Below are 16734 nucleotides of genomic sequence, written 5' to 3'. Positions count from 1 at the left end.
GTTCTGATTTTTCGTCGGTCCCCCTTACCATCAAGCCGAAATTTTTACAGCATGCATAACGGAATTCTTCCCCCATAAAGTGGGTAGTGGGGGGAGAAACGGATGGAACGGACTCATATGGATCGGGTGGAGGAGGAGATCCGGCGGTTGACCGATTTCCTGGTTTCCCGTCAGGAAGCGGACGGCCGGTGGATCTTTTGCTTTGAGAGCGGTCCCATGACCGATTCGTACATGATTCTGTTGTACCGGCTGTTTGGAACGGAGAAGGAAGCCATTCACCGCCTGTCGGAACGCCTCCGTCACCTGGGGGGAGACGACGGCGTCTGGAAACTGTATGAGGATGAAAGAGGCGGCAACCTGTCCGCCACGATCGAATCCATTGTCGGACTTCTCTATGCCGGGGCGATTCAACCGGACGATCCCGTGATGCGAAAAGCCCGGGAATATGTTCTGTCACAAGGGGGGATTCATCAGGCGGGGTCGTTGACCAAAGTGATGTTGAGCCTGATCGGCCTGTATGATTGGTCGAATCATCCGGGGGTTCCGGCGGGGTTTTTGCTCCTGCCCTGGTGGTTGCCTGTTAATTTTTTTGATTTTGTCGGCTTCACCCGGGTTCATGTCGCTCCCATTCTGTTGGCTTCCGATCGGAAATTTTCCGTTCGTCTGCCCGGTCCCCCCGTGGATTTCACGGATTGGCTGGGAACGAAACCGTCTCTTTCACGCCATTCCCCAAACGAACGGTTGTTTCGGCAGGAAATTGAGATGGGACTCTCTCAGGTGCCGCGTGGAACCGGTCCGTTGAAAACCCAGGCGTTGAAACGGGGAGAACGGTTTTTGCTGAACCGGATCGAACCGGACGGCACGCTGTACAGCTATTTCAGCAGCACGTTTTTGATGGTGTTCGGCTTGATGGCCTTGGGCTACCCCAAACGTCATCGCTTCTTCCGTCAGGCGATGCAAGGGCTGGAACGCTTTCTGCTTCCGATGGAGAAGGGATGGCACCTTCAGGAGACCACCTCCACTGTGTGGGATACCTCCTTGATTACTTACGCCCTGCAGGAAGCCGGATTGCCACCGGAGCATCCCGCCATCCGCCGGGGAGTGGATTATCTTCTCCGCCGCCAACATACCCGGTTCGGCGACTGGGCCCTTCGGAATCCCGGTGTATGGCCGGGGGGATGGGGGTTTTCCGACATCAACACCCTGAACCCGGATTTGGACGATACGTCCTCCTGTCTCAGAGCGGTCGCCCCAACCTGCCGGAGGAATCCGTGGGCTTTGGGAGGGTCCTGGAACCGGGGAGTCAACTGGTTGTTGTCCATGCAAAACCGGGACGGCGGATGGTCGGCGTTTGAGAAGAACACCGACAAGTCCTGGCCCCGGCGTCTGCTGCCCTTTGAAGATGCCCATACGGTGTGGACGGATCCGTCCATCACGGACTTGACCGGCCGTACGTTGGAATTCATCGGGAAGGAATTGGGATGGAAGGGGGATCATCCTGCGGTCCGGCGGGCGGTGCGGTTCTTGGAGGGACATCAGGAGACGAACGGTTCCTGGTTCGGACGGTGGGGGGTGGCCTATCTCTACGGGACGTGGGCGGCTTTGACCGGACTGGCTTCTGTGGGGTACTCCCGCTCTCATCCGGTGGTGGAAAAGGGCATTCAGTGGCTGAAATCCGTTCAAAATGAAGACGGGGGATGGGGGGAATCCTGTCGAAGCGATGTCGTTCGCCGGTACATCCCCCTCCGCGGCAGCACCCCCGCCCAGACGGCTTGGGCCGTGGATGCGCTGATCGCCTGGCATGACCAGCCGACTCCGGAGATCAAAGCGGGCATCCGGTGCTTGCTCGACATGAGGGAGAAAAACGATTGGCTCATGCGGTATCCCACCGGAGCGGGACTTTCCGGAGAATTCTACATCCATTACCACAGCTACCGGTATCTTTGGCCCTTGATTGCCTTGTCTCATTATCGGAATAAATACGGGGGTTCCGGATGATTTATGCCCTGTTAGTTTTGATATAAAATGGTTTGTGCAATGCCGATGAAGTATTCGGATTCCCGGATAATATGATTCATCACCACTTTAGCGGTCAAATGGTCCTTGAGCGCCTCGCTTTGATCCCTGATTTGCCTGCAAATTTCGATAAATTGCTCGCTTTGATCGAGACAAAATTTCACCAGCCGTAATACGTCTTGATAAAGCTCAGGTGTGATAACATAACCCGAACGGATCACTGTTTCAATAAACCTCAGAACACGCTGGTGTGTTTCACTTAACACCTTCTCCCATTCTTTCAGGGCCTCGACATAGGATGTTTCCAAGTTATTTACGAGCTCCCGGATCACAACCGTATGTTCTTCTTCTTGATGTTTCCAAAATTCAGCCTCATCCAAGATCCGCAACGGCATCTGATTTCCATAATAATATTGCATTTTCTTACCCGACCCCCATTCGATACTTTCCTATACCAATGTATTCACAAAGATAGACAAACATGATCGGAAGGGCGTCGGCGCGATCGCCCGGTGTGGTTCCTCCTGTCTCATGCAGACATCCCGGACAGACATCTTTTTTTGGTTCCATGCATAGGGTGAGAAATCATCCGGATCAAAAGGTGATTGGGCATGGCTGTTAAAAACCATACCTTCAGTATTCGTGTGAGGGACATCGGTACGAGCGGATCGGTGAACATCGGCAGTACGTTAAATATCGGTTTGGCCCCAAGGAAAGACCAGCCCTCCGACGGCGAACGGCCACCCATCGGTCCGGTCGTTGGAAAAATCAAGGGAAAAACTCCGGGGAAGTGAATCTTCTTGCCACCCTCCGCCTTCCGGGGGTTCTTTTTTTTTTGAATTTAAAAATGTGGACCCGCAATAACGGAGGCTTCGATTCATAAAGATAACTATATTTTTTTGGAAGGGGGGAGGGGTCTGAGAATCAGCGTCTGTTTTTTTCCGATTCGGACGAATTTTATCCATACGGAGGGGCATTAAATGGATGATTTCAAACATGAGCTTCAGAAACTGAGTGTGGACGAATTTCAGGCGGAGGAGCCGGCACCCTGGGAATATCAGGATCCCTCGCTTGCCCAGCGGTGCGGCCGTTGTGCGGGATTCCGGTGTTTCAACTGTTTCCGGTGTTTCAATTGTTTCCGGTGTTTCAATTGCTTCCGGTGTTTCAACTGCTCTCGGTGCTTCAATTGTTTCCGTTGCGGCGGTTGCGGGGGTTGCGGCGGTTTCCGATGAGAGCGCAGTCTTGCGGTCTTCGGGAGCCACTTGCCAAGGGAATCCGCGGCCGCGTGTAAAAAAAGTTGCCCCTGTACAGCCCCGTCGTTGGACTGTCAGGGGTTTTTTCCATCCGCTTATGATGCAAACGGACAAGTTGCCGTACATAAATGTGAAGAGATGAGACCGATGAGGGGGAGGAGGAGTCAAATGACCGAGTTGAACGCTTCCATGCGGCTGAAAGTGAATTCGGATACGTATTTTCTTCCCGAACCCGGACGGGGAGTGTATTTCCGGAATCATTCGTGCTCATTCCGAATCGAGGGGAAGACCATCGATCAGTGGATCGAAAAGCTGATCCCCGTTTTCAACGGAGATCATACATTGGGGGAATTGACGGAAGGTTTGCCCGGTCCCTACCGGGAACGGGTGTATGAAATTGTGGAAACGTTGTACCGAAACGGATTCGTCCGGGATGTGAGCCGGGACCGGCCCCATCAGTTGTCGGCAGGGGTGTTCGAACGTTATGCTTCCCAAATTGCGTTTCTGGACAGTTTCGGTGGATCGGGCGCCCATCGATTCCAGATCTATCGTCAGGCGAAAGCCTTGGCTGTGGGCTCCGGGCCCTTTTTCCTTTCCCTTGTTTCATCGCTCCTGGAGACCGGATTGCCCCGGTTCCACGTCCTGATCACAGATTCCGTACCCACGAACCGGGAACGGTTGGCGGAGCTGGAGGAGCATGCGCGTCGGGCGGATTCCGAAGTGGCGGTGGAAGAGACGGCCTTGGAGGCGGCCGGCTCCTGGCGGGAAGCGGTACAGCCGTATGACGCCGTTCTGTATGTTTCCGGCGATGGTGATCTGGAGGAGTTGCGGGCGCTTCACGAGGCATGCAGACAGGAAAAAAAGGTGTTCATACCGGCCCTCTGTCTGGAACAAACCGGTCTGGCCGGTCCTTTGATCCACCCGGAATCGGAGGGATGCTGGGAATCGGCATGGCGCCGGATCCACCGGACCGCCCTCTGTAAAGATCCGAAGGTGCACCGGTTTTCATTCACCGCGGGCGCGATGTTGGCCAATGTGGCCGTTTTTGAATGGTTCCAATCGGTGACGGGAGTGACGGATCCGGAACAGCGGAATGCCTTCTTCCTGCTGGATCTGGAGACCTTGGAAGGGGACTGGCATTCATTCCTTCCCCATCCGTTGATCACCGGGACGGAGAAAGTTCAATGGATAGAAGATCCGAATTCGCTTTTGAACGAAAGCAGCGGAAGCGACAGACCCATGGAGCTGATTCCGTTTTTCGGCCAGCTGACCTCGGCGGAATCGGGTATTTTTCACCGTTGGGAGGAGGGAGACTTGAAACAGCTTCCCCTTGCCCGGTGTCGTGTTCAGGTGGCGGATCCGCTGACCGGGGGACCGGCGGGACTGTTGCCGGAAAAAACACTTTCCGGTTTGACCCATGAGGAGGCGCGGCGGGAGGCGGGTTTGGCCGGGGTGGAAGCATATGTGTTGCGCATGGCCGGGAGGCTGACGGATGGGGTTGTGAAACCGGGGGAATTTGTCGGCGTCGGAGCGGGGGAAACGGTTGCGGAAGCCCTTTGTCGGGGTTTGCAGGCTTGTCTGGACGAGGAGCTGGGAAGGGTGACCCAGGAGCGGAACCCGTCGATCTCAAAGGTGCGGTTGAGTGAGGTGGCGGACGAACGGTGCCGCTTCTATCTGGAGGCCTTGACCGCGGAGCGGGGAGAACCGGTGATCGGTTGGGGCGGGGAGGTGTTCGGGTTTCCGGTGATTTGGGTCGGATCGGGGGGGCTCTGGTTCGCCGGTGTGGGACTGAATGTGACAATGGCACTGAGAAAGGCGTTGCAACAGGCCCTGCAAGGAGAAGAAGCCGTTCCGGCGGTGCCCGGCATGCATCCGCCGGAAAAAGGGACGCGCAGCTTGGAAGTCCCCGCCTGTGAAGCAGTGCCGCAACCGGAGCTTCTGCAGTCCGCGCTGCCGGTCCTGAATCAAAACCAAAAGCGCCTCGGGATCCTGGACCTGACGGTGGAACCCTTTATGAAAGAAGGCTTGGCGGGTGTGTTCGGCGTGCTGGTACGGGAGGAGGGGGTCCGATGAGCGGAAACGCGACGGTGGCCCTGGCGGGGGAGGGGTGGCTGGCGAAAGAGGTGCGGTCCGAACTTTCTTCCGACTGTCAAGTGGTTTCCATGTCCACCGGGGAGGGGGTCGTTCCGGAAGGGGCGGAACTGGCACTGATCTTGAACGACACCTGGGACCCCCGGGATGAGCGGGGGTCGGAAGAGTGGTTGCGGGAGGCCGGTATCCCCTGGCTGCGGGGCTTTGTTTCCTTCGGGGAAGGAGTGGTTGGACCCCTGGTTCGTCCAGGGGTGCCCGGGTGTTCCCGGTGTGCCGATCTGCGGCGGCTCATGGCGGGACGGGATCGCAGGGAGACGTTGGAACTGAAGGAACGGTTGGCGGCGGAGGGAGGGGGGAAGTCGGACCCCTGGGCCTCGCTTATGGGACTGATGCAAATGGCCCGACTGGTCTCGGCGGAGGCACGGAGGGTGTTGGACGGGGGGCGGGGACGTCTGGAAGGACGGCTCTTGTTGATCAACCTGAAGACGCTGAAAAGTTCCCGCCATCTTTTTCTTCCGGATCCGATGTGTCCCGTTTGCGGGGGAATCCCCGAGGATTCTCCGGAGGCGGCCCGGATCACGCTTCGGCCCAGTCCAAAGCCCGGAGGGGACGGTTACCGTTGCCGTTCCTTGAAAGAGATGGGAGAAGGATTGGTCCGGGATTACCTGGACATCAAGACCGGCTTTTTGAACGGGAAAATGGAGGATCTCCTTTCACCCTTCGCAACCGTGAGTGTAAATCTGCCCTTGCTGACGGCGGACGAAGCCACGGCGGGCCGCACCCATTCCTATGAGGAAAGCGAATGGACCGCCATTCTGGAGAGCCTGGAACGGTATTGCGGAATCGGCCCGCGGGGCAAACGGACCGTGGTCCGCGACACGTACCGCAATCTGGCGGACCATGCGCTGCACCCTCTCTCAGTGGGGGTGCATGACGCAGAAGCCTATGAACAGCCCGGATTCCCCTTTCAACCCTTTAATCCCGACCGATCCATGGATTGGGTGTGGGGTTGGTCCTTTGCGGAGGAGCGTCCGATTCTCATTCCGCAATTGCTTGCCTATTACAGCCTGGGTGGCGGAGACGGTTTTGTCTATGAGACGTCCAACGGATGCGCCTTGGGGGGAAGTCTGGAGGAAGCGATCTTCTACGGGATTCTGGAGGTGGTGGAACGGGATTCCTTCCTGATGACCTGGTATGGGCGGCTGCCCCTCCCGCGCCTGGACCCGGGTTCCGCCGACGACCGGGAACTGATGTTGATGATCGACCGGGTACGGGCAGTGGCGGGATACGACGTCCATCTGTACAACGCGACGATGGAAAACGGCATTCCCGCCGTTTGGGCGTTGGCGAAAAACCGCAAAGGGGAAGGGGCGAATCTCATCTGCGCTGCCGGAGCCCATCCGGATCCGGTCCGGGCGTCGAAAAGCGCGATCCATGAGTTGGCCGGGATGATGCCGGCCCTGGACGGACAATGGGAGAAAGATCGGGAGAAGGCGGTCCAAATGTTCCGCAATCCCGCATCGGTCCGGCACATGGAGGACCATTCCCTGTTGTATGCCCTGCCTGAAGCAGAGGAGCGCCTGGAATTTTTGTTGGCTGACGACCGCCCGTTCTCACGGTTTGATCGGGAATTCAAACGACAGGCGTCTCATGCGGATTTGACCGACGACCTGAAGGACCTGCTCCAGGCCTTCCGCCGTCTGAACCTCGATGTGATTGTGGTGGACCAAACGGCGCCGGAAATCCGGCGGAACGGCCTCTTTTGCGTGAAGGTGCTGATCCCGGGGATGTTGCCGATGACCTTCGGCCATCACTTGACCCGCCTGACCGGACTGGAACGGGTGCTGAAGGTGCCGGAGATCCTGGGATACGCCGAGCGCGCCTTGACAAAGGACCAACTCAATTCCCACCCGCATCCGTTTCCGTGAACGCCCACCGGGAGGGAGAAGAATGAATCTGAAGGATTTTCTTTACTGTCTTCATTTTGATATCGACAGGATCCAATCCCCGAACGGGGAGGTGGATGGGGATGACATCCCCCTCCCGTATAAGCTCTACCGGGGTCTGCCTGCGTTTCCCCTCTCTTCGGAAGTGCCGCTGGCGCTGGAAAAGGGAGCGCCGCTCAAGCCCGACCTTCGCGGGCTCGGCCATTTCCTGTGGTTCACATCGGGGCTTCAGCAATGCTGCCAGTCCGCCGGGGTGTGGGATAGCGCGGAAGCGGCCCCGGAGCGGGTGCAGTGCCGCCGGTATATCCCTTCCGGCGGAGCTTTGTATCCGAATGAATGCTACGTATATCTGAAACTGGAGGAGCTGCCTTCCGGAGTCTACCATTACGATCCGGCGCACCACCGGCTGGTATTGTTGCGAAAAGGCGATTTCGATTCCTTTCTCTCCCGGGCTCTGGGCCGCCGCTGTGAGATGTCGTCGTGTTTCGGCGCGGTGTTCCTGTCGACGATGTTCTGGAAGAACGCCTTTAAGTACGGAAACTTCGCTTACCGCCTCCAGGGGCTGGACACCGGCGTGCTGATCGGACAGTTCCTTGAGGTGGCGGAGCGTTCCGGGATCCAGGCGGGGGTGTGTTTTCAATTTCTCGACCGGGCAGTCAACCGTTTGCTCGGGCTGTCCGAAACGGAGGAGAGCGTGTACGCGGTGATCCCGCTGTCGAGGGAGCCGATCGGGTTGGGGGAAGGAAGCGGCAGGGACGGCCCCTTTAGCGAAACGGAATTGTGCGGGGAGTTGGAACCGCTTGCGTATCATCACCATGTCCGGTCGGGACGGGTCCGGGAGCTACCGATGCTGATCCGTATGAACGGGGCGTCGATGCAGGAATCCACGGCGGCGTTCCGGCAAGTCGGGGAGGAGAAAAGGATTCCTCCCGAGAGCAAAGGAATTCCGCTGCCCCGCGTCAACCGGCCGGTCCGTGATTTGGGCGAAGTTTGCCGGAAGCGGGTTTCTCCGGGAACGGATTTCGTCCTGGGGAAGGTGAGTCAACGCCAACTGGCCACGCTGCTCCGGGAGGCGACGGCTTCCTTCCACTGCCGGAATGACTTGGACGGGAACGTGGAGAAGGTCGGTTCCCGTCTCACCCTCAGGGTCAGTCTGTACGGGGTGGAAAACATCCCCGACGGGGCTTACGAATACGACGGCACCGCCCACGCGTTGCTCCCTGTACGGCCCGGGGATCACCGTGCCCGGCTGCAACAGGGGATGTCTCTCCATAATGTCAACCTGTTCCAAGTTCCCCTCTGCTTCCATGTGACCGGGGCACGGGACCATCTCACCGGGGAGTTGGGGTTCAGGGGATACCGGATCCAACAGATGGAAGCAGGGATGCTCCTGCAACGGTTGCTGCTCGCGGCAACCGCTCTCGGACTGGGAGGCCATCCGCTCCTCGGATTCGACGGGCACCTGTGCGATGATCTCTACCGCTTGACCCCGCAAAACCAAACGACCCTGATCCAAATCCCCGTCGGCCCCCACCGTCCCCGCCCCGTTCTGCAGGGAAGTCTGCACGGTTAGGAGAGATGGTGAAGGACAACGATGAACCGATCGGGACACGGTTTGAAAAAAATAAACGAAGCAGGGGGAATGGAGATGAAACTTGATTCCACCTGAATGAAGGCCGGGGTAACCCCCGGCTTTATCATTTGTCTTCGAGCGTTCAACCATCTCTGCAGGACAGCATAGTGAGACCGGGGAGCGCAAGCGACCCAGGCGCGACTTGTGCTCTGTGAGTGTAGCCGGAGCGGCTTTGGGTAAATGCTGCCGTTCACTTTTTCACAACGTTTCCAGTAAGAACATACAAAATAACTTGACTTATTTAAATATTATAAATTAAAATACCAGTACGTATTAGTATCAATAACCGGGAGGGGATCGGGTGGCTTTTGAGGCTTTTACGGAGGAATGGGCGAAAGAGTACCAAAAAAAATTGAATGAAAACCCTCAGTACCGGCAGGCGGCACAAACCTGGGAAGGCCCGATTGTGTTTATGGTGGAGAAAGATCCAGCCGTGGGATTGGAAGAAGATCGCTGGATCTATTTGGACCTGTGGCGTGGGGAGTGCCGACAAGCAAGGGCTTCTTTACGGGAGGATCTGGAATCGGCCCCCACAGTCATCTGCGGGGATCCCCCGACATGGAAACAGCTTTTTGACGGTCAGTTGGAGCCGATTTCCACCTTGATGCGCGGAAGGCTGAAATTGGTCAAAGGAAATATGGCGGAACTGACCGGCCACGTGCAAGCGGCTCAGCAACTGATGAAGACGGCGATGAAGGTGGAAACGGAAATACCCGAAGGGCTTTGAAATCGCTTACATTTCTGGTTGTTCACGATAAAAACGGGGAAACGGGGGATTCGATGTGCGTGTGTTGCAAACAACCAGTGAAAAAGGATTGGATCATTCCATCTTGCCCATGCGGCTGTATCACAAAGCCAAAAAACTGGGGACCTGGAACCCCAGGGATATTGATTTCACCCAGGATGAGAAGGATTGGGCCAACTTCAACGAAGTTGAAAAGGAGATGTCTCTCCGGTTGAACGCGGTCTTCCTGGGTGGAGAAGAAGCGGTCACGAGAGATCTTCTTCCTCTCATTAAAGTGATCTCCAACGAGGGACGGATGGAAGAGGAGATGTTCTTGACCACTTTTCTCTGGGAAGAAGCCAAACACGTCGAGATTTTCCGGAGGATGGTGGATGAATTGGGGATCTCCGGTGATCTCTCCATCTATCACAGTGACAATTACAAACGGATTTTTTATGAATACCTGCCGGAAGCGATGGATCGCCTGACCCACGATCCTTCCCCGGAAGCGCAGGCGGAGGCATCGGTCACTTACAACATGATCGTCGAAGGGATGTTGGCTGAAACGGGCTACCATGCCACTTTTACCTCCTATAAGCGATTGGGGATCATGCCGGGGACCGTGCAGGCGTTTGAATATCTGAAACGGGATGAATCCCGCCATATCTGTTACGGCGTGTATCTCCTTTCCCGTCTGATCGCAGAGCACGATCATCTCTGGGATGTGGTCAGCAAACGAATGGAATTGCTGCTGGAACCCGCCATCGGGGTGGTCCAGGATATCATCGGTCAAGTGGATGAACTTCCCTTCGGGTTGGATAAAAACGAAATGATCCAAACCGCCATGAAACAATTCGGTTCACGGATGGATGTGCTGGAACGGGCCCGCAATCAATCCCTGGAAAGCATCCAACAAGCCCGGGAAGAAGAGATGGGAGAATTACTGTAAGTCTTCCGAACCATCCGCCATCAAGGGGGCCGAAAGGGGGAAAGGTATGGGTTCCATGCCTGCCGAGAAATGGCATATCGGTGAAGAGGGGATCCTGCAAAGGGATAAAGAAGAATTGCGTCGGGAGATTCAGAAGATGTGCGACCGGATCACCCGCAAGAGACGCTTCCGCCTGATGATTCAAATTCTGACCAAACACGGCTTGATTCATCTGTTCAACCGTGCAGACTTGAGCCTTTTTCGCAAGAACCGAAGCCGCGACGAAGAGGAGAAGTTGCGTAACATCGGACGTCGGTTGCGTTTGGCCTTCGAAGAACTGGGGCCCACCTTTATCAAATTGGGCCAAGTGCTGGTGACCCGTCAGGAACTTCTTCCGGACGCCGTCACAACGGAATTGGCGGATCTGTTGGATGAAGTTCCCGCCGAACCTTTTTCTCGGATGGCTGTGGTACTGGAGGATGAAATCGGGCTGGACACCTTTGAATGGATTCAACCCGAACCGATCGGTTCCGCTTCCTTGGCCCAGGTCTATCATGCAAAATTGAAAGATGGGCGGGAGTGTGCCGTCAAAGTCGTTCGACCCACAGTGGAAAAATTGTTCCGGACGGACATTTCCATCATCCGCACATTCGCCAAAATCGTGCAAAAACGGCTTCCACCCGCCGTCGCCGCCTCAGTTGATTTGCCGGGTTTGATTGACGACTATTACAGCAGCTCCACGGATGAGCTGGATATGCGAACGGAAGCCCGGAATATCCAGGAACACGAACGGGTTGCAGAGGAGTTTGAAACCATCGGTGTCCCGGAAGTATACCGTTCGAGCCGTCGTGTTCTGGTGATGGAATACATCGACGGATGGAATCTCAAAGAGTTTCCCGTCGACTTTTTCACCTTTGAAGAACGTTTCATGAGAATGATCGACCTGGCCCACTATTACGTGAAAACGTTCTCGGAAGGGTATTATCATGCTGATCCCCATGGCTCCAACCTGATGGTGGACCGTCGGACCAAAAAGATCATCGGTATCGACTGGGGCATGGTTGGACGCATGGACAGCCTGCACACAGAGGCGATCTTCCGGGCGCTTTTGCATATCCGGGTGAATCAAGCGGAAGATGCGGCCGAAGCCGCTTTGGATTTGGTTCAGCCGACGCCGTACACGGATCCGGTCCGTTTAAAAGACGAACTTCGTACGATGTGTATCCGCTATGTGAACAGCGAGCAGGGAAGTCAGTACAACTGGGGCCATTTGCTGATTCAGCTGATCAGTATCGGGATGCGGAACCACTGCCGCATCCCGAACGGCTTGGCGCTGTGGGCGAAGGGGTTTTCCGCGGCGGAGGGGTCGGCCCGATGGCTGTGTCCCGAAATCAGTTATCATACAGCAGTGGAGTCCGCTGACGTCCAGATTTTGCGTCGGTGGCTCTCCCGCCGGTTCAATTTCAGGGCCAATGCCGGCTTGATAACGGAAGTCGGTAAACTGGCCGGAACGTTTCCACGGAGAGTAAACAAAATTCTGGAAAAACTGGTTTGGAACGATTGGAAGATGCCCGTTGAACACCGGATTCCCGAGGAATTAAACCGGTTTGTCAACCGATCGGTCAACCGGCTGACCTTGGGCCTTGTGTCCAGCGGGTTGTTTATCGGTTCTTCCTTGCTTCTTTCTTTCGGTACGGAGGCGATGAAAGTGACCCCGTCGATTCGCTGGCTGGGGGAAGGGATGATATGGACTTCCGCCGTCCTGGCCCTTTACGTGTTGTGGCGTGTCGTTCGTTCCAAACGAGCGTAACGAACCGGATGGAGGGATCGGATGGGAACGGAAAAACGGACGATGGAAGAACGGATTCAGGCGTTTTACCAGCAAAGCGGGGGACCGAACAACCGTGAAATCGCCCGACTTTTGGAAGAGCATTTGTTAAACGGAAGAGATCATGGGATGACCGGTTATAAGGAAACCTTTGAAGACGCAGTGATGGATACGATCATTCAGGATCCGAGCCTGCTGTTGCTGTTTGAGCGGATCCAAAGGTGGAGGCTGAACCGGAACGGTTCGTCATCCGGCCCTGCCCACCTTGAAGAAAGCGTGCAACGACTTGAGAAAGAGATACATGAGTTGAAACAATATTTATCCAACAAGCCGCTTTGAGTTGGATGGGTTGGTAAAGCGAACCATGAAAGAACCCGGTCCCCTTATGCAAAGAGGACCGGGCTTGTATTTTCCGCAGCCCCGGACACGGCCCAATCCCCCTGTCGAGTCAAATGATTGAGACGTCTATTTTGTGAGCTCCAACAACCCCAGACTTTCCAGTTGCAATCGGACTTTCACATCGATCCGCTTGTCCGGCCATGCCGCTTTCCATGATTTTTCACTATAAGGCTGTGAAAGGGGGCCCAGGGTTCGTTCTCCAACCCGAAGCGGATCGACTCTCCATTGTTGCAGTTGATGCATAATGCGGGTGATTTTCTGTTCCAGCACCGATTCCAATTCCCTTGTCAATTGTTTCACCTCTTTGGATTGGTTCAAGTTCCGCTTGCCTTGATATTCATCCACTTTCCCTTTTAATCCGACTTGAATCTTCACATCGCCTGAAGGAGGAGCCGTCACCTTTGATTCCGTGTACAAGGAACCCAAAATTATCCCCTGTTCCGGAAGCGGAAGCGTTTTTTGGAACCAGTTTTTATGAGAGAGCATTTGGAAGAGGATGTCGTCGAGGGACGTGATTTCGCCCACCATTTTTCCTTCCCGAAAAAGGGCCGTCCCTTTATACGTTAACTCGTTATCTTTCAATGTGAACAGCGGCACCATTGAATCCGCATAGGGGGAAAAATAAGCTTCCATAAACCGGTGCAGATTGGTCACGTTGATTTCCCCTTGCTGCTCATAGTGGGAAAACATCTGATATAAATTGAAATCGATCAGTTCCTGTACTTGAAGCTGATGGTGCAGGAAGGAAACAAAATCCCCCTCCACCACGGCAAGGTAAAGACGGTGGGAGATTTCAGGATCGAGCATCCATGTGTTTAATATAGGTAAGATATCGGTTCGGGCCAGTCTCTTGGAAAGGAAGAGCATGCGCAACTGTCCGCTTTTCAGCTCGCGGTAGTATTTCTGACTGATCTCATTTCTTGCTTCCTTTTCCAGTCGCGCCTTTTCCGTGATCACCCGTTTCTTTTCTTTGCGCAGGGGCGGGATGAGCGTCGACACTTTCAATTGCCCATCCGGCTCCCGGTCGATGTATTTCAGGATCGTCGGTGAAATCTCCTCAATGATATTTGATTTTACCCCCCAGGAACATCCGGTCAACGAGATCACCATCGAGACGATCAGCAATCCCTTACCCAGTTTTTTCATTTCTCCGCCTCCTGGATTGCATGGCATAATACCCGAGAAAGAGCGCGGGAGCCAATGCAAAGGTTGCTCCGACGACGTACATTTGCGCCTGTTCCCACATCCGCCTGTGGATCTCCGTGGTCCAAAGCCAACGATCAACCATCAGCAAATAACCTGCCACGGCGAGAGAGACCATGAAAAGTCCTCTGGTATGCGCGGGTTTTCGATTCCGGTTTAAAAGAATTCGAAGGGCTCCATACAAATAAAGCAGCAGCAGAGAAATAATCAGTATAAGGGGAGTCATGTAAGCGGGAATGACGATCATTTCCAAGCGTTCAAAAAATGGGAGCTGGACATAACGAAGGAGATTAAAAACCGGAAATTCGACGGTTTTTAAGTAAGGAGAACCGAGAAATACCAACGACACGAAAAAAAGATAGGTATATTCGAGGATCGAAAAAACATGACCCGCCAGCAAGTATTTCGTCAGGCGTTTACCGCCTGACCACGGTCCTAGCACAATGAGATATTCCGGCCCGGCAAACGCGGACCATACACTCAACAGGGACTCGAACCCATTGGAGGGCCATTGGAAGGGGATCAGCGGGTACAGGTATGAATAGTGGGCTTCCGGCGGCATCGCTAAAAAACCGTACAAGATTGTAGCCCAAACCGAAGCGAGAAAGGCGATCACACAAAAATGGAGCACCGTCGTCATCCCGTGTTTTGCCAGATAAAGGGCGGCAACCAACATCAGGACGATAAATGCTGAGATGCCGATCGATGGAAATAAAAACTGATGCACCACTCCGGCATACCCTCTGACAATAAGGGTCATTTTCAACAAGAGGATCCCGATGGCGGGGACCATCCACACGCGCAACCAGACACCTTTCATAAACCCATCGTGAATGGCCAGGCACTTGCCGATCAAATGCAAATTGAGGGAAGACACCAGTCCCACCATTAAAATGACCCATAGCATATAAGGATAGACCAATATCTTCGGCAGAATCAGTAGGAAGTAGCCGATTTGGAGCCGGTTCACCAGAACCGCCCAAAACCATGGCTGCAGGGGTTGTTCATGGTTAAAAAGGGTACCGGTACTCATCAGATCTTCCTTTTCGTTCTCGATGACGTCACAGGGTTCAAATACGCAGGCCGATGTTTCATCTTCGGTAAGGGAACCCGGATCACGGTGTCCTTCCAATCTCTCCAAAACATCGGAGAAAGCGGAGCGAAGTAGGGCTGTTTCAAGGAAGTCAGGCCGGTTAAATGAATGAGGGCGAACACCAGTCCCCAGATCACTCCCCACATCCCCAGCCATGCAGCCAGAATGAGTAATAGTAACTGAATCAACTTGCTGGAAGTGGTCATAATGTAATTCGGGACCAGAAACGAGGCGACCCCGGTAAGGGCAATAAACACAATCAGAATGTTACTGGCAATATTCGCTTCGACGGCGGCCTGACCGATGACAATCCCCCCGACAATCCCGAGGGTTTGACCGGACTTGGTGGGCATCCGTAAACTGCCCTCCTTTAAAATTTCGAGGGTCAAGAGCATAAAAGTCGCTTCCCAAAACGGAGTAAACGGAATTTCACTTCTGCTTTCCATGAGCAGGTACAAAAGTTGCAGGGGAATCGAGTAATAATGGTGCGTGGTCAGCGCGACATACATGGGAGCCAGGATCATCACCGCCAAAAAAGCAAAAAAGCGAAGACTGCGTAAAAAGCTGCCCACCGTCCATCGTTGGACATAATCCTCCGGAGACTGAAACATATCAAAAAACGTGATGGGCGCAATCAGAGCAAAGGGGCTGTTGGCAACCAGCCACACGATTTTTCCGCTGGCCAGCGCCGCGGCGATGGCGTCGGGTCGGTCCGTATGCTGAAACTGTGGAAAAACGCTGTTCTCATGATCTTCCAGAAACGCACCGATATGCGAGGAGTCAAAAAAGGCATCATAATCGACGTTCGATGTTTTCTCCAAAGCGGTTCGGAGTAATTCGGGATTGGTAATTCCCTCCATGTACAACAGGGCCACATCGGTTTTGCTCAAGGTTCCCAGGTTAAACATGCAGGATTTCAATTCCGGCACCGGCAGACGCCGGCGGATCAGAGTCAGGTTTTGCTCCAATTGCTCGCTCAAGCTGTCTTTAGGTCCGTAGAGAATTTGTTCCTGCTCCGAGGTTTCAATGGGACGGCTTAATGTACTGGGGATTTTTACGGCAAAAACATTTCCTTCGGTAAACACGATGACCGCGCCCTGAAGGGATTGATGAATCGCCTGCTCGAGATCCGGGACGGGTTGGACCTGATCGGAGACGACGGCGTGATCGGTATGGTCTTTCTGCCCGTATAACAGGGGAAACAGGATATCCACCTGCAATTTTTCCACATCGATCAGGGAGCGGACGTAAAAGAGAGTGACGGTTCGGGAGTCATGGTGCAATTGTTGAACACGGGCATCATGGACATCCTTGAACCGTTTCTGAAGCTGTTTCACGGTAAGAGCCGACCCACGGTCCGGCTGGTGAACTTCATTTGAAGGTTCATCTTCCGGAGTTGATAACGAAAACAGGCCGGCCAGCCATTTTCGGAGTAGGTTCATGTGAAATACCGCCTTTTGTGTGCATTCTTTATCATTGTTTCCTTTCAAGGAGATGAAGATACGATTTGGAGGGAAGGCAGGCCGGGATCCATCGGAGAGAGGACCTGTCCGCTCTGTCATGCCGGGGTCCTTCCCGGTATCATTTCTTAACGGAGGCCGAAATAGAAGCGTTGTGATT

General features: G+C 54.6%; 13 protein-coding genes. 8 read left to right on the top strand and 5 right to left on the bottom strand.

Annotated features, from left to right (window positions below; all coding sequences use genetic code 11):
* Positions 1-102 precede the first annotated feature (102 nt).
* Positions 103-1998, top strand: coding sequence for a squalene--hopene cyclase (gene shc, locus C8P63_RS02565; RefSeq protein WP_245920634.1), 1896 nt, complete (start codon positions 103-105; stop codon positions 1996-1998).
* An 11-nt stretch (positions 1999-2009) separates the two neighbouring features.
* Here shc and C8P63_RS02560 read toward each other — a convergent pair whose 3' ends face one another.
* On the bottom strand, positions 2010-2435 hold the full coding sequence (locus C8P63_RS02560; protein ID WP_108021766.1) for a DUF2935 domain-containing protein: 426 nt from the start codon (positions 2433-2435) through the stop codon (positions 2010-2012).
* A gap of 270 nt (positions 2436-2705) precedes the next feature.
* Positions 2706-3278, bottom strand: a complete 573-nt coding sequence (locus C8P63_RS18900; RefSeq protein ID WP_170109449.1) for a hypothetical protein — start codon at positions 3276-3278, stop codon at positions 2706-2708.
* Positions 3279-3437: 159 nt separating this feature from the next.
* Between C8P63_RS18900 and C8P63_RS02545 the strand changes: the two genes are divergently transcribed.
* The 7 genes from C8P63_RS02545 to C8P63_RS02515 all read left to right on the top strand — a co-directional run bounded on the left by C8P63_RS02545 (position 3438) and on the right by C8P63_RS02515 (position 12758).
* On the top strand, positions 3438-5342 hold the full coding sequence (locus tag C8P63_RS02545) for a putative thiazole-containing bacteriocin maturation protein (protein WP_108021763.1): 1905 nt from the start codon (positions 3438-3440) through the stop codon (positions 5340-5342).
* Positions 5339-7288 (top strand): TOMM precursor leader peptide-binding protein, encoded by a 1950-nt coding sequence (locus C8P63_RS02540; RefSeq protein WP_108021762.1) that lies wholly within the window; start codon positions 5339-5341, stop codon positions 7286-7288. The genes C8P63_RS02545 and C8P63_RS02540 overlap by 4 nt, the downstream gene beginning before the upstream one ends.
* 22 nt (positions 7289-7310) lie before the next feature.
* On the top strand, positions 7311-8879 hold the full coding sequence (locus tag C8P63_RS02535; protein WP_108021761.1) for a SagB family peptide dehydrogenase: 1569 nt from the start codon (positions 7311-7313) through the stop codon (positions 8877-8879).
* A gap of 361 nt (positions 8880-9240) precedes the next feature.
* Positions 9241-9666, top strand: coding sequence for an SCP2 sterol-binding domain-containing protein (locus C8P63_RS02530; RefSeq protein ID WP_108021760.1), 426 nt, complete (start codon positions 9241-9243; stop codon positions 9664-9666).
* Positions 9667-9721: 55 nt separating this feature from the next.
* The gene (locus C8P63_RS02525) at positions 9722-10612 is read left to right on the top strand and encodes a R2-like ligand-binding oxidase (protein ID WP_108021759.1); all 891 of its coding nucleotides are present in this window, start codon (positions 9722-9724) and stop codon (positions 10610-10612) included.
* Between the two features lie 46 nt (positions 10613-10658).
* Positions 10659-12401 carry an ABC1 kinase family protein gene (locus C8P63_RS02520; RefSeq protein ID WP_108021758.1) on the top strand — a complete coding sequence of 581 codons (1743 nt, stop codon included), beginning with the start codon at positions 10659-10661 and terminating at the stop codon, positions 12399-12401.
* Between the two features lie 21 nt (positions 12402-12422).
* Complete coding sequence (locus tag C8P63_RS02515) at positions 12423-12758, top strand: hypothetical protein (protein ID WP_108021757.1); 336 nt, start codon at positions 12423-12425, stop codon at positions 12756-12758.
* A 126-nt stretch (positions 12759-12884) separates the two neighbouring features.
* Here C8P63_RS02515 and C8P63_RS02510 read toward each other — a convergent pair whose 3' ends face one another.
* From C8P63_RS02510 to C8P63_RS02500, 3 genes are read right to left on the bottom strand one after another with little or no spacing between them, the layout of a single operon-like run.
* Positions 12885-13964, bottom strand: a complete 1080-nt coding sequence (locus tag C8P63_RS02510) for a Ger(x)C family spore germination protein (protein WP_170109448.1) — start codon at positions 13962-13964, stop codon at positions 12885-12887.
* On the bottom strand, positions 13948-15054 hold the full coding sequence (locus tag C8P63_RS02505; RefSeq protein ID WP_108021755.1) for a GerAB/ArcD/ProY family transporter: 1107 nt from the start codon (positions 15052-15054) through the stop codon (positions 13948-13950). The genes C8P63_RS02510 and C8P63_RS02505 overlap by 17 nt, the downstream gene beginning before the upstream one ends.
* Positions 15054-16556: a spore germination protein gene (locus C8P63_RS02500; RefSeq protein WP_170109447.1), complete on the bottom strand. Its 1503-nt coding sequence runs from the start codon at positions 16554-16556 to the stop codon at positions 15054-15056. Before C8P63_RS02500 ends, C8P63_RS02505 begins: the two co-directional genes overlap by 1 nt.
* Positions 16557-16734: the final 178 nt, after the last annotated feature.

Source organism: Melghirimyces profundicolus (assembly GCF_003054245.1).
Lineage (GTDB): Bacteria > Bacillota > Bacilli > Thermoactinomycetales > DSM-45169 > Melghirimyces > Melghirimyces profundicolus.
Note: the sequence above shows the minus strand (reverse complement) of the source record. Positions and strands in the feature narration are given on the sequence as shown.

Coding starts and splice junctions, on each gene's coding strand:
- shc (WP_245920634.1), top strand. CDS start 103: ATGGAACGGACTCATATGGATCGGGTGGAGGAGGAGATCCGGCGGTTG.
- C8P63_RS02560 (WP_108021766.1), bottom strand. CDS start 2,435: ATGCAATATTATTATGGAAATCAGATGCCGTTGCGGATCTTGGATGAG.
- C8P63_RS02545 (WP_108021763.1), top strand. CDS start 3,438: ATGACCGAGTTGAACGCTTCCATGCGGCTGAAAGTGAATTCGGATACG.
- C8P63_RS02540 (WP_108021762.1), top strand. CDS start 5,339: ATGAGCGGAAACGCGACGGTGGCCCTGGCGGGGGAGGGGTGGCTGGCG.
- C8P63_RS02535 (WP_108021761.1), top strand. CDS start 7,311: ATGAATCTGAAGGATTTTCTTTACTGTCTTCATTTTGATATCGACAGG.
- C8P63_RS02520 (WP_108021758.1), top strand. CDS start 10,659: ATGGGTTCCATGCCTGCCGAGAAATGGCATATCGGTGAAGAGGGGATC.
- C8P63_RS02515 (WP_108021757.1), top strand. CDS start 12,423: ATGGGAACGGAAAAACGGACGATGGAAGAACGGATTCAGGCGTTTTAC.
- C8P63_RS02510 (WP_170109448.1), bottom strand. CDS start 13,964: ATGAAAAAACTGGGTAAGGGATTGCTGATCGTCTCGATGGTGATCTCG.
- C8P63_RS02505 (WP_108021755.1), bottom strand. CDS start 15,054: ATGAGTACCGGTACCCTTTTTAACCATGAACAACCCCTGCAGCCATGG.
- C8P63_RS02500 (WP_170109447.1), bottom strand. CDS start 16,556: ATGAACCTACTCCGAAAATGGCTGGCCGGCCTGTTTTCGTTATCAACT.